The following is a 12,204-nucleotide window of genomic DNA, read 5'->3' on the forward strand; positions in this document are numbered from 1 at the left end:
GCTTCTACCGGGCCGACGCCGCGCGCGACCGCGACGGCATCGCCGCGGCATGTGCGGCGATCGGCGCGCTGTGTAGCGCACCGCTCATCGTCGGCGGCCATTCCTACGGCGGCCGGCAGGCCTCGATGCTCGTCGCCGAGCAGCCCGGTCTTGCCGGCGGGCTGCTCCTCAGTTCCTATCCCCTGCACCCGCCTGGCAAACCCGAGCGCTTGCGAACCGAGCACCTGGGCGCTATCGCGGTGCCGACCGTCGTCGTCCACGGGCGTACCGACCCGTTCGCATCGTCGGAGGAGATAGCGGCGGCCGTTGCGCTCATCAACGCCCCCACACGGATCGTCACCGTCGCCGCACCACACGCGCTCAATCCCGCGCGCACCGAGGTCGCCGCGCTGGCCGCCGATGCGGTCGACGAGGTGATCCTCCGCCGCTGAGACACAGCGCCGAACGCCGTAAACTAGGTCGAACGACCTAGTTCGATTCGTCCCTTCCAACGGGCTGCGTTATCGTCTCTCCCATGATCAATCGCCGCATCTTCGCCACCCTCGGTGTCGCCGCGACCATCGCTGCGACTGGAACCCTCCTCCCGTCCGCTACCCCGGACGCCAAGGCCTACGAATACAACTGGGGCGCCATCTCGTGGGGCTGGCAGGGCAACACCGGGTACGCGGTCGACTATCCGAACGCCGGCGCCGCCATCCGCGCAGCCAAGGGCACCTGCGGGTCCTGCGGCTATTTCACCTTCTACAACTCGTGCGGCGCGATCGCCTACCGCTTCGGCTACCGGACCGTCATCGGCCGCGCCAGCGGGTACCCGACGCGGGCGGCCGCCGAGAACGCCGCGCGGGCCAAGGCCGGACCGGGTTCGCACATCCGCGCCTACGCCTGCACCACCCGATAATCGAGTCCACATGTCTGACGCCATGGGGCCGCACTCACGGGGTGCGGCCCCGCGCTCGTCTGTTCTGCGCACGTCGGCCACGGCAAGCGTCGCCCGCGCAATCGTGTACTCCCCGAATCTTGACGGGGATGCCGATCCGGGTGAGGTCGTGTGGACGTGGGTTCCCTTCGAGGAAGACGCGACTCAGGGGAAGGACCGACCGGTCCTGATCGTCGGGCGCGATGCGCACGATCGTGAGCCCGACCATGTGCTCGGACTCATGCTCTCGAGCAAGGACTACCACGCCGGCGAACCGAACTGGCGAGCCCTGGGCGCCGGCGTGTGGGATACCGACCACCGTCCCAGCTTCGTACGCCTGGACCGCGTGCTCGTCATCGTCGCCGATCACATCCGGCGCGAGGGCGCCGTGTTGGACCGGAGTCGATTCGAGACGATCGCCGTCGAACTGCGCACGCACTACGGCTGGCGGTAGCGCCCGCGCACGCCCGGGTGATTAGCGCCGTGCACCCGCCGGTGACTAGCGCCCTCGCCTCGCGCGGCTCTGACGCACACGATTGCGCACGCCGACGGCCCGCCGACGAGCCTTGCGCACGACGTTGCGCGCCGCCGACGACCACTGCGGTTGCGGCGCCGGCATCGGGGCAATCTTCACCATGCCGGCCAGCGCGTCGAGTGCCGCGTCGAGCACGTCCTGCTGCGACGGCGACTGCGCGTCGGCACCGGCCTGCTCGGCGACGGCCAGGTCATCGAGATCCCCCACGAGGTCGTACCCGCGCGCGGAGACCGCAGCCGTCATCGCCCTGGCCCGGCGGGCCGCCCAATACCGCTGCTCGGTCGAGAGGCCCTGCGGTGCGCCGCGCTCCCCGGCGAACAGGACTTCCCCGATCAACTCGCCCTTGACGATCCGCTCGTACCGCGCCCACTCGATCTCGCTGGGCTGCAGGCGGTCGTTGAGTCGGCGCAGAAATTCCGCCTGGGCCGCCGACAACGACGAGTTGGCGCTCTCGATCGGCTCCGACAACGCCGATTCGTCGACGCTGAGCACGCCGAGGAAGCGCTCCCACAGACTGGTGTCGGCGCCCTTGCGCGGCACGGTGACGAGGTGGATGTTGCCCTCCGGCACCGCGCTGCTCCAGTCGTCGAGGATGCGGACGTAGTCCTGGAACTCCCAGAACGGCCCCTCCTCGCCGTGGCTCAGGTCGGCCGAATCTGCCCGCGCCGCCACGGCGTCGACGAATTCGTCGAACGTGCCACGGCGCTGGTTCTTCACGTTCTCCTGCCACGCCGACGGCAGCTGGCGCGCGAGGTCGCGGACGGTGGCGATGACGTGCACCTCGTCGGCGAAGTCCAGATCGCCGACGAATCGGGCGATCTGCTCCCGGTTGGCCGTCGCCAGCAACTCGTGCGACACCAGGCTCGTCCCCGGCCAGGCACGCATCTGCGCGACCATCGTCGGCCAGGCACCCGCGTGCTCGGGATCGACCCAGTCCAGGTACCGCTTGGGCTGCAGGTGTGCGGCGGCGTGGAAGTGGTCGTCGATCCCGTCGCCGGGATAGCACAGGCCGACGCCCAGCGCGCGATCCCGGTTGCGCCACAACCGATCCTGCAGATAGGTGGTCCCGGTCTTGGGCAACCCGATATGGACGAACACGACTGACATAGCGCCCACCCTAATTTCCGGTGCACGGCCCCGGTGGGGCTGCCTCGCGATTTGGGTGGGGCGCGGGGCGGCTGGTAAAGTCGTCGGTCGGTGTCAACCCAGATCTAACTAGAGGAAAAACTCGCGTGGCAAACATCAAATCGCAGGTCAAGCGCAATAAGACCAATGAGAAGGCGCGTCGACGCAACCAGTCGGTTCGCTCCGCCCTTCGCACCTCCATCCGTCACTTCCGCGAGGCCGTCGAGGCCGGCGACAAGGGCAAGGCCGGCGAGCTGCTCGTCTCGACCAGCCGTGAGCTCGACAAGGCGGCCACCAAGGGCGTCATCCACGCCAACCAGGCTGCCAACAAGAAGTCGGCCATGGCGTTGGCCGTCAACAAGCTCTGATCTGATCAGTTCCAAACCACCCCGGTGACGACCACGCGGTCACCGGGGTGATTTGCGTACTGCTCACTCCCCCACAACCGCTACGGGTCCCGCCAACAACTACCGGAGCAACCGTAGTAGTTGTGGGGAAGCGTAGTGGTTGCGCGTCTTTCAGCGACTGCGACGCGGGCGCAGCCCGGCCACGGTGGAAACGGCGTGCTCCAGGCTGTAGTCGGCGTCGGCAGCCTGCCCCTTGACATCGCCGTTGAGCTTGGCGACGACGACCGCTGCGGCTCCGATCGACGCGTTGTCCCACGCCGCCGCCTGGGCCTGTAGCTTCTTCACGCGGCTCGGCGGCATCCCCAGCTGTGATGCCGCAGATTGCGGGCTTGCCGACCCGATCCCCCGCACGCGGGCGATCCCGTGGACGGCCTCGGCCAGGGCGTCGGCCAGAATGACCCGCGGGGTCCCGTGGTGCATCGCCCACGCCAACGCCTCCAGCGCCCCGGCGCGATCGCCGGTGACAGCCTTGTCGGCGATCTCGAAGCCGCGTACCTCGGCGCGCCCCGAGTAGTACGTCTCGACCGCCGCCTCGGTGACTTTGCCGCCCGTATCGGCGACAAGCTGACTGACCGCCGACGCCAGCTCCCGAAGATCCGAACCGACGTTGGCGAGCATCAACTCCACGACATCGCGCGACACGCGGACGCCGGTCGCCTGAAACTCGCGGCGGACGAAGTCGGCGCGGTCGGATGGCCACTTCGGGGTGGCACAGTCCACCTCCACCGCGCCGGCCCCGCGCAGCTCCCCGACCATCGCCTTGGTCCGGCCGCCGCCCGAGTGCACGACGACCAGGCTGATCCCCTCGGGTATGGCACCCAGCGTCGACGTGATCACCGCGGCCGGTTCTTTGCCCGCCTCATCGGCGTCGTCGAAGACGATCACGCGCGACTCGCCGAAAAGCGACGGACTGAGCAGCTCGGCCAGTTCGGCAGCTGTGACATCACCAGCGCGCACCGTGGTCAACGGAACCGGCTCGCTGCTGTCACGCCCGGCGTCGGAGACGACCTGCGAGACGGCGCGCTCGATCAGGAAGTCGTTGTCGCCAAGGAGCAGATGCAGCGGTTGCGTCACGCCTCAATCGTGCCAGATGCGGACCGGTCCGTCGGTGCCGTACCGCGCCCACGACGAGCACAGCACCCCCAATGCCGAGCAGCGACGCCGGAGCGGCTGGGATCGTCGCCCACGGACCGCCCAGCCACCGGGCGACGGTGAGAATCCACCACAGAGCCGGCGCGCACGCCGCGACCAAGACGGCCGCGGCCGCCGACAGGACCGGCACACCGGGTGCGGCCAACAGCATCGCTGCCGCTCCCAACAGCGTCGCCACCGGGACGGCCGGGGCAACGAGCAGGTTCGCGATGACCGCAGTCACGCTGATCTGGCCGGAGATCGCGGCGACCAGCGGGGCGGTCACCAGATAGGCCACCGTCGCCATCGCCACCGCATCCGCGATCCCGCGCGGCATACCCCGGTCGACCAATCGGTCGCGCAGCCGCGGCGAGACGGCGATGAGCGCCGCCGTCGCCGCCACCGACATCGCGAACCCGACGTCGACGGCGAGCCCGGGCCACACCAGCAGCGCCACGACGACGGCAGCAGCCAAGGCCGGCATCGCCGCTCGCCGTCGCGACGCCGCCATCGCGAGCAGACCGATCCCGCCCATTGCGGCCGCTCGAATCACGCTCGGCGACAGTTGGACCAACACGGCGAATCCGACGGTAGCGAGGAGGCCTGCGCCGACGGTCAATCGCACGGACCCGCCGATCACTCCGGCGAGCAACACCGCCATACCGACGATGAGTGCGAAGTTCGCTCCCGACACCGCCAACAGATGGGTGAGCCCGGCTCGGCGGAACTGCTCGTCGACCGTCGCCTCCCCGGCGCTCGTATCGCCGACGACCAGCCCGGGCAAGAGGCCCGCCTTACGGTGTCCGAGGGCAGTCGCACACAGCTCGCGGAATCGGGAGCGCACCGTCTCCGCTAACCGGAGGTAGCCCGGCGCCTCGCTGATCTGCGTCGGCGGCCCCCGCGCCGTAAGGGCGGCCACCACCAGCCCCCGTCCGTCGGGCACCCGCACCGTGACCAGTGCTCGCACCCTCTCCCCGACCCTCAGGCCCAGCCATTTGTCCGACTGCGACGAGGCGAACACCAGCACATCGGCCGGTGTTACCGTGCGGCCGTCCGCGGCATGCACCCGCGCCCGCACCCACACGAGATCGGGATTCGCGCCGCTGACCCGCGGATCCTCGGTCGCACTGAGCACGACGGCTACTGAGCCGCCGTCGAGTTGCCGCAGTGGGTGGGCGTCGACCCGGTCGGCACGGACAAGGAGCGCAACACCGGTACCGAAGGCGAGACCGGCGGTGGCCACGACGAGCGACGTGCCAAACCACGTCCGCATGCCGAACCATCGCCCGCGCGATGGTGGTTGCCACCCGCGCGCGACACCGGCGAGAACGCCAGACACCAACAGGCCGATGGCGACCAGGATCGTCACCGTCAGCGCCGACCTGGAGTGCTCGAGCCCGATCCACGTGACTGACCAGCACGCGGCCGCCGGACAGGCCAGGCGCAGGTCGAGTACGGGAACCCCCTCTGCGGCCACCGTCACCGCCCTCCGACGGTCACCAATCCGCGCAGGCGTTGCAGCCGTGCCGGACCGATTCCGTCGACCTCGGCCAGCTGATCGACGGAGCTGAATCCGCCGTTGCTCGTACGCCAGTCGACTATCGCCTTGGCCGTCACCGGACCCACGCCGGGCAGGGCGTCGAGCTGCTCCGCCGTCGCCGTGTTGAGGTCGATCTTCCCGCCCGTCGACCCTGCATCGGTCGCGCCGCCCGGCGACGGACCACCCTGCGACGGACCGCCCGAGGCCGGCGGACCCGTCGCGGTCTCATTCACTCCAATGACCGCACTGCGCAACCCGGCACGACCGGGCGCCGCGGCCAACCCGACGACGACCTGATCACCGTCGCGAAGTGGTCGCGCGAGGTTGAGTGAGACCATATCGGCGCCCGATGTCGGCCCACCCGCGGCGGCCACTGCCTCGGCGACCCGCGACTGCGGCCGTAGCCGGACCAGACCTGGGCGGCGGACGAGGCCGACCACGCTGACGACGATCCGCGCGGGCGCCACCGGTCCACCCGACTCCCCTTGCGGCACGGGCCCGTCGACCGATGTCGGTGCCGCGGAGCCCGGTACCGTCGGCCCCGCCGAGGGCGGAAACGCGACGACGGGCACCGTGTCCGACGGCGCTCGCAACGCGAAGAAAGCGGCGACGAGCGTGGCGAGGACTCCGACGCCGACCAGGGCTACTGCCGCCGGCGGTGCCGGGATCAGCCGATGGCGCGGCCCATCGCCCTGCCACTCGTCGTCGGCCTCGCCGCCGTACTCGCCACCATCGCGGTCAGCGAGATCGGCGAGACTGAAGGCGTCGGCGGACTCACGACTGCCGGAACCGGGCCATCCGGCGGGGTCGAGCCAGCGCGGCGTACTGATTCCCACACCCGGCGGCTCCGCGGCACCACCATCGTCTCGACGATCCTCGCCTGCATCCGGCTCCGGATCGGCCCACGGCTCGTCGTCGTCCACCGGCACCGGCGGCGCCGCCAGGCGTTCGAGTCGCTGCCGCACCACCGCCGGTTCGACTGTCCGTCGTATCCCCATGGCCAGACGGTAAGGCCGGCCAGCGACGCGACGAGCCCCGCAGGGCCCTCACCGACCCGCGCCTGTGGACAACCCAGAACTGTGGAAAACTCCAAGCGCTCAGCTCGCCGACAAGACCGCCGCGCGGATCAGGTCGACGGCCACCGGGTCGAACCCGATCAGCATGTGCCCGCTGCGGATCCTCTGGTCCAGGTCCTGCAGCACGATGTTGTCGGCACCGGCGACGGCCACCGATTCCGGGCCGGCAAAGGCATCGCGGGTGCTGGTGATGGTGGTCATCGGAACTGGCGGCTCAGTATCGTCGAGCGATGCCAAGTACGGCGATCCGGGGATCAGGCGCAACGCCATCGGGCACACCACCCCGACGATCCGCTTCACCACCGGCGCCCCGAACAGCATTCCCCACCCGGGCCGGAATCCGTGGTTCTGCGCGCTGACCAGCACGGCACCGGCAACCTCGGGCGCATCCGATCGCAGCAGATCGCGGATAATGACTCCGCCGAACGACTGGCCGACGAGCACGACACGCTCGGCACCGGTCGACTCGCGAACCTGCTCGATGAATTCCGCCAATGCCGCGACCATCGTCTGCGGCTCGCGCGTGCCGAACCCCGGCAGGTTGCAGGCGAACACGCGATGACCGTCGGCAATCAAACCCGGGGCCAACCGGTGCCAGTAGAACTCGCCGGGCACGAACGACCCCGGCACCAGCACGACGGGCGTGCCGCCGCGGCCCCGCCAGTCGTTCACACCCTGGGGCCAGCGCCGCCCGCCGGGAAGCAATCCGAGGAGCGTCTTCGCAGCGTCACGGGTCGCAACGGATGCGACGGAAGAAGCGCCTCCCGAACGCGCGGTACCCGTCACGACGACTCGACGGGTACCGGCACGACGACGCGCGAGCGGGACCCGTTGTAGTAGCGGAACGTCATGACGAACTCCCAGGCCCCGGATTCGGGTGCACGGTCGGGAAGGCGGAACAGTCCGGTGTCGTCGAACTCGACGGTCACGTGGAACAGGGCGTCCAAGCCGTCGGGCCCGCGAAAACTCGGCGCCTCGCCGATCTCCCACAGGAATCCCGACGAGTCCAGCGGCGTCGTGAACACCAACGGGAAGACGGTCAGCGTCTTGCCCCGGCCGACGTTGATGCGGTTGTGCTCATACGAGTAGAAGCAGCCGTCGCCCAGGACGATCTCATGCACCGGGTGGCCGATCTTGTCCATCCCGCGGATACCGAAGTCGACGCGCGCAGTACCGGACCCGACGACACTGGCGGCGCGGTGCCGTGCCCGGCTGAAGAACAGCCGCCGCGACGATCCGCGGTAGAGCGGTACCGCGGAGAACTCGACACCAAAACCCGCGGGGAACTCGATCCCGATCTCGCGGACCGAATACGGGCGTCCATTGGGCGCGGTGGGGAAATCGATGCGCGCGGCGAGACCCGTCGACGACCCGGGTGCGGTGGACGTCAGTTGAAGGCCCAACACCGGATCGGGCAGCTCGATACCGCGGGGCGCCCGGGGCGCCACGACGCGCGAGACCCGCTCGGAGAACCTGGTCAGCGGTCCATTGCGCTCCGCCGAGGCCGGCGGTCGGCCGTCGACTACCGCTCTTGTGCCGCTCATTCGATCGGGGTCAGGGTCGAGCCGATCGTCACACCGACGGCACCCTCACCGACGTGGACGCTCAACACCGGGCCCAGCGGTGTGATCATCGACGTCACGACGTCGGGGATACGTCGGAGCAACTCGCTCATCAGCTCGTCGGCGGCCTCGGGTGCGTTGCAGTGTTGGACGCCGATCGCGACCGGTCGCGCCCCGGAGATCTCACATGCGGAATCGACCATCTTGGCCAGCGCCTTGGAGAACGTCCGGTGCCGTTCGCGCAGCGCGAGCGAACCGTCGACGGTGTGCAGCACCGGTTTGATCGACAACGCCGAGCCGAGCATCCGGCTGGCGGCGCTGATCCGTCCACTCGCGCGCAGATGGTCGAGATCGGACACCGCGATCAACGATTCGATCGTCGCCGCTTCGCGCACCGCGGCCTCGTACACACGGTCGCAGCCACCGCCACGCGCCGACTCCTGCGCCGCGACGAGGGCGGTGAAGCCGACGGCCAGACCGACCGAGCGTGAATCGACGACGCGCAGCGGGCCGTCGAATTTGTCGGCCACCACCCGGGCCGCGCTCCACGTGCTCGACAGCTTGCGGGACATGTGGACGGCGACGACACCGTCGCCCTTCGAATCCTCGAGTGCCTGACCGAAGGCCTCTTCCAGGTCGGCCGGTATCGCACCCGACGTCGTCACACCCGGCGTCGAAATCAACCCCGGCGGGATCTCATCGATGCCCTCGCGGTAGTCCCGGCCTTCGTAAACGACGTGCAGGGGCACCTGCCGGATATCGAAACGATCGGCGATCTCAGACGGCAGGCAACACGACGAATCGGTGACGATGACGACGGGCACGCGTCTACGTTAGCGGGTCGGCCCGCCGGGTTTGTCCGCACTCCGGTCGTCGGGACTGTCCGGGACGGATTCGAGCAGGTCGGTGAGACCGTCGACGACGACCCCCGCGATCTCCGAATGGCAGCGGAACCCCCAGTGGATCCCGTCGGGGTTCATGTCCTGCGGATGGTCGGCGAACTCCTCCCGGGTCACCGGATAGAAGTCGACGGTGGGCACGTTGTTGGCGCGCGCCCAGTCGGCCATCGCCGTCGTCATCGCCACCCGGCCGCTGTGGACGTTGCCGTAGTACGGGCTGGCGTGCGTCGGGATGAGACACAGCACGATCGGCAGGTCGGGCCGGAGTTGGACGATCGCCGAGCGGACCTTCTCCAGGTATTCGACGGTCACGCGCGGCGGTAGCGCCAGGGGCCACCCCAGCTTCGACGCCCGTGGTTGCAGCCAGCCGTAGCCGTCCCGGACCCACTGGCGCAGCCGGTTGGGGCGCAGGTAGCGGATCTGCTCGCGCAGCGCCGTCGGCAGCGGCGACGGCAGGCTGTCCATCCCGCAATACGCCAGCACGACGACCTCGGCATGCGGCAACGCGGCCCAGATCCGCGGATCCTGGGTGATCGCCCACCAGATATCGCGACTGGTCCAGCCGATCCGGCCGAACAGCTCGACCCGGCGTCCCAGACGTTGTCCGACGATGTTGGGCCAGATCCGCCCATCGTCGGCCGACAAACCGCCCTGCGGGCCGTAGTAGGCCAGCGAGTCGGATAACACGACGATCGTCTTGTCGTTTCCGGACGCCCCCATTACTCGTCGACCCCGTTGTTCCACACGTCCAGCCGCCACCTCGGCGGATCGTCGACCGATCCCAGTTGGTGCCCGGACAACTGCACCCAACCGGCATTGGCCAGGCCACCGAGCGCCGGCCAGTGCGCCACCGGCAGACCCAGCAGCGATGCCGTCAGCGCCGCGATGCACCCGCCGTGGGCGACGAGGACCACCGGCGCCTCCGGTCGGTCGCCACTACCCCACTCGGGCAGTTCGACGAGGAGGTCGTCGACGACGGGGGTGATGCGGGCGGCCACCTCGACGCGCGACTCCCCCTCCGGCGGCGACCACGTCGCATCGTCGCGCCAGATCCGGCGAGCGCCCGGTGCGCGTTCGTCGACCTCGACGTGGGTGAGCCCCTGCCACTGCCCCAGATGCGTCTCACGCAGCCGGGTGTCACGCGAGACGGTGAGCCCGGCAAGCCGACCCAATTCATCTGCGGTCTCCGCTGCGCGCCGCAGGTCCGAGGAACGGATCAACAGCGGATCGTGCTGCGCCAGTGCCGCCGCGGCCGCGGCGGCCTGCCGCTGGCCGCGCGGGGAAAGATCGGTGTCGAGTTGGCCCTGCATGCGGCTGGCCGCGTTGTAAAAAGTCTCGCCGTGGCGCCACAGCAGCAGCCGACGCACCACCGGCGTGAGCCGCTCAACGCTGGTGTCGTGGCTGTCGGGACCCGTGATCACGGGGTCGGCGCCTCCGCCGACCCGCCGAGCTCAAGGTCGATCGCCGGACAGTCCTTCCACAACCGCTCCAGTGCGTAGAACTCGCGCTCGTCGGCGTGCAGGATGTGGATGACCAGGTCGACGTAGTCGAGCAGCGCCCACCGGCCCTCGCGCGCACCTTCTCGTCGGGCGGGTTTGAAGCCCGCCTCGCGCATCTTGTCCTCGACCTCGTCGACGATTGAGTTCACCTGGCGCTCGTTGTCGGCCGACGCGATCACGAAGACATCGGTGATGGCCAACTGCTCGGACACGTCGATGGCCACGACGTCGGTGGCGAGCTTCTCGGCAGCGGCGGCCCCGGCGATGCGGGCCGCGGCCACCGATTCCGGTGCTGCGGTCATGGGTTACAGCGTCTCACCCGGGCGCCGAGACAGTCGGGCCGGGGTGGGGCCAGCGCCGGTAAAGCCCACGCTTGGCGATGTACTGCACGACGCCGTCGGGGACGAGGTACCAGACCGGTTTCCCGGCGGCAGCGCGCGCACGGCACTCCGTCGACGAGATGGCCAGCGCCGGGATCTCCAGCATCTGCAACGTGTCCGGCGGCAACTCGCGCAGGTGCTTGGCCAGATGGCTGGCCGACAACTCGTAGCCCGGGCGGCTGACGCCGATGAAGCGAGCCAGCGAGAACAACTCGTCGAAGTCCTGCCACGAGAGGATCGACTCCAATGCGTCGGCACCGGTGATGAAGTACAGCTCGGCGTCGGGTAGTTGGCGGTTCAGGTCGCGCAGGGTATCGACGGTATAGGTGTTGCCCTCGCGGTCGATATCGACGCGACTGACGGAGAACTGCGGGTTCGACGCGGTGGCGATGACCGTCATCAGGTACCGATCCTCGGCCGGGCTGACGTCGCGGGCCGTGCCCGCCTGCTGCCCGGTCTTCTGCCACGGTTGCCCGGTCGGGACGAACATGACCTCGTCGAGCCCAAAGCGGTGCGCCACCTCGCTACCGGCAACGAGGTGCCCGTTGTGGATCGGGTCGAACGTGCCGCCCATGACGCCGATCCGGCGTTTGCGCGTGGCCCCGCTCGCTCCGCTCCCGGCGGCCGTACGCTTGGCCCCTCGACCATCAGCTGACATGGCGCATGAGCTTACCGCTCACACCGGCAGCAGGTCGCCGATCACCTTGGCGAGCTGCTGCGCGTTGCGGCACTCGTACATGTCGATGACCTCGGCATAGACGTCGGCGTCGGAGTCGCCGGTGCCCCACTCCTCGCGCCGCTCGGGGTTGAGCCAATAGGCGTGCCGGACCCGCTCGGTGAGTGTGCGCAGCGAGTCGGTCTCGGTCCAGTGGTAGTTGTTGCGCGCGTCGCCGAGGATCAGCAGGGCACCCCGGTGGGTCAGCGAGTCGAGGTATTCGCGCGCGAAACCCTTGAGCATGTGGCCGTAGTCGGAGTGCCCGTCGCGCGTCGCGATCCGCGCCGTCGTGACCATCTCGTGCATGACCTCACCGAACGTCTCGTCGGCCTGGCCGCGGTCGAAGTACTCGGTCACCTCGTCGACGGTGTCGACGAACGCGAACACCCGCACCTTGGAGAACTGCTGGCGCAGCGCGT

The 12,204-nt window shown here is 69.4% G+C and carries 16 protein-coding genes; 4 read left to right on the top strand and 12 right to left on the bottom strand.

Features of this window, described 5'->3' with window-relative positions:
- From B4L26_RS12945 to B4L26_RS12955, 3 genes are all read left to right on the top strand, one after another.
- Positions 1-431 (top strand): alpha/beta family hydrolase (locus B4L26_RS12945; protein WP_349680481.1); only part of this gene is annotated, 431 nt, incomplete at its 5' end.
- Between the two features lie 83 nt (positions 432-514).
- Positions 515-898 (top strand): DUF4189 domain-containing protein, encoded by a 384-nt coding sequence (locus tag B4L26_RS12950; protein ID WP_290719280.1) that lies wholly within the window; start codon positions 515-517, stop codon positions 896-898.
- Positions 899-908: 10 nt separating this feature from the next.
- The gene (locus tag B4L26_RS12955) at positions 909-1,370 is read left to right on the top strand and encodes a type II toxin-antitoxin system PemK/MazF family toxin (protein ID WP_409563421.1); all 462 of its coding nucleotides are present in this window, start codon (positions 909-911) and stop codon (positions 1,368-1,370) included.
- Positions 1,371-1,415: 45 nt separating this feature from the next.
- On the opposite strand, the gene B4L26_RS12960 is transcribed toward B4L26_RS12955, so the two are convergent.
- The gene (locus B4L26_RS12960) at positions 1,416-2,558 is read right to left on the bottom strand and encodes a sulfotransferase family protein (RefSeq protein WP_290719282.1); all 1,143 of its coding nucleotides are present in this window, start codon (positions 2,556-2,558) and stop codon (positions 1,416-1,418) included.
- Between the two features lie 125 nt (positions 2,559-2,683).
- Between B4L26_RS12960 and rpsT the strand changes: the two genes are divergently transcribed.
- Positions 2,684-2,944 (top strand): 30S ribosomal protein S20, encoded by a 261-nt coding sequence (gene rpsT / locus B4L26_RS12965; protein WP_290719284.1) that lies wholly within the window; start codon positions 2,684-2,686, stop codon positions 2,942-2,944.
- A 150-nt stretch (positions 2,945-3,094) separates the two neighbouring features.
- Here rpsT and holA read toward each other — a convergent pair whose 3' ends face one another.
- The 11 genes from holA to B4L26_RS13020 form a co-directional block, all read right to left on the bottom strand.
- On the bottom strand, positions 3,095-4,057 hold the full coding sequence (holA, locus tag B4L26_RS12970; protein WP_290719286.1) for a DNA polymerase III subunit delta: 963 nt from the start codon (positions 4,055-4,057) through the stop codon (positions 3,095-3,097).
- The gene (locus B4L26_RS12975; protein ID WP_290719288.1) at positions 3,969-5,597 is read right to left on the bottom strand and encodes a ComEC/Rec2 family competence protein; all 1,629 of its coding nucleotides are present in this window, start codon (positions 5,595-5,597) and stop codon (positions 3,969-3,971) included. Before B4L26_RS12975 ends, holA begins: the two co-directional genes overlap by 89 nt.
- A complete protein-coding gene (locus B4L26_RS12980; RefSeq protein ID WP_290719290.1) occupies positions 5,594-6,652 on the bottom strand; it encodes a ComEA family DNA-binding protein in 1,059 nt (352 codons plus the stop codon). The genes B4L26_RS12975 and B4L26_RS12980 overlap by 4 nt, the downstream gene beginning before the upstream one ends.
- A 99-nt stretch (positions 6,653-6,751) precedes the next feature.
- A complete protein-coding gene (locus tag B4L26_RS12985) occupies positions 6,752-7,402 on the bottom strand; it encodes an alpha/beta fold hydrolase (protein WP_290719292.1) in 651 nt (216 codons plus the stop codon).
- Between the two features lie 110 nt (positions 7,403-7,512).
- Complete coding sequence (locus B4L26_RS12990; protein WP_290719294.1) at positions 7,513-8,274, bottom strand: hypothetical protein; 762 nt, start codon at positions 8,272-8,274, stop codon at positions 7,513-7,515.
- Positions 8,271-9,116: a DegV family protein gene (locus B4L26_RS12995; protein WP_290719296.1), complete on the bottom strand. Its 846-nt coding sequence runs from the start codon at positions 9,114-9,116 to the stop codon at positions 8,271-8,273. Before B4L26_RS12995 ends, B4L26_RS12990 begins: the two co-directional genes overlap by 4 nt.
- Positions 9,117-9,125: 9 nt before the next feature.
- Positions 9,126-9,911: a diglucosylglycerate octanoyltransferase gene (octT, locus tag B4L26_RS13000; protein WP_290719298.1), complete on the bottom strand. Its 786-nt coding sequence runs from the start codon at positions 9,909-9,911 to the stop codon at positions 9,126-9,128.
- Positions 9,911-10,612 (bottom strand): histidine phosphatase family protein, encoded by a 702-nt coding sequence (locus tag B4L26_RS13005; RefSeq protein WP_290719300.1) that lies wholly within the window; start codon positions 10,610-10,612, stop codon positions 9,911-9,913. Before B4L26_RS13005 ends, octT begins: the two co-directional genes overlap by 1 nt.
- Positions 10,609-10,992: a ribosome silencing factor gene (gene rsfS / locus B4L26_RS13010; RefSeq protein WP_290719302.1), complete on the bottom strand. Its 384-nt coding sequence runs from the start codon at positions 10,990-10,992 to the stop codon at positions 10,609-10,611. The genes B4L26_RS13005 and rsfS overlap by 4 nt, the downstream gene beginning before the upstream one ends.
- 13 nt (positions 10,993-11,005) lie before the next feature.
- Complete coding sequence (gene nadD / locus B4L26_RS13015; RefSeq protein WP_409563529.1) at positions 11,006-11,644, bottom strand: nicotinate-nucleotide adenylyltransferase; 639 nt, start codon at positions 11,642-11,644, stop codon at positions 11,006-11,008.
- A gap of 102 nt (positions 11,645-11,746) precedes the next feature.
- On the bottom strand, positions 11,747-12,204 hold a 458-nt coding region (locus B4L26_RS13020; protein ID WP_290719306.1), incomplete at its 5' end, for a VWA domain-containing protein.

Origin of the sequence: Gordonia sp. UBA7599 (assembly GCA_002477755.1) — a bacterium.
Classification (GTDB): domain Bacteria; phylum Actinomycetota; class Actinomycetes; order Mycobacteriales; family Mycobacteriaceae; genus Gordonia.

Coding starts and splice junctions, on each gene's coding strand:
- B4L26_RS12950 (WP_290719280.1), top strand. CDS start 515: ATGATCAATCGCCGCATCTTCGCCACCCTCGGTGTCGCCGCGACCATC.
- B4L26_RS12990 (WP_290719294.1), bottom strand. CDS start 8,274: ATGAGCGGCACAAGAGCGGTAGTCGACGGCCGACCGCCGGCCTCGGCG.
- B4L26_RS12980 (WP_290719290.1), bottom strand. CDS start 6,652: ATGGGGATACGACGGACAGTCGAACCGGCGGTGGTGCGGCAGCGACTC.
- nadD (WP_409563529.1), bottom strand. CDS start 11,644: ATGGGCGGCACGTTCGACCCGATCCACAACGGGCACCTCGTTGCCGGT.
- rsfS (WP_290719302.1), bottom strand. CDS start 10,992: ATGACCGCAGCACCGGAATCGGTGGCCGCGGCCCGCATCGCCGGGGCC.
- B4L26_RS12960 (WP_290719282.1), bottom strand. CDS start 2,558: ATGTCAGTCGTGTTCGTCCATATCGGGTTGCCCAAGACCGGGACCACC.
- B4L26_RS12955 (WP_409563421.1), top strand. CDS start 909: ATGTCTGACGCCATGGGGCCGCACTCACGGGGTGCGGCCCCGCGCTCG.
- octT (WP_290719298.1), bottom strand. CDS start 9,911: ATGGGGGCGTCCGGAAACGACAAGACGATCGTCGTGTTATCCGACTCG.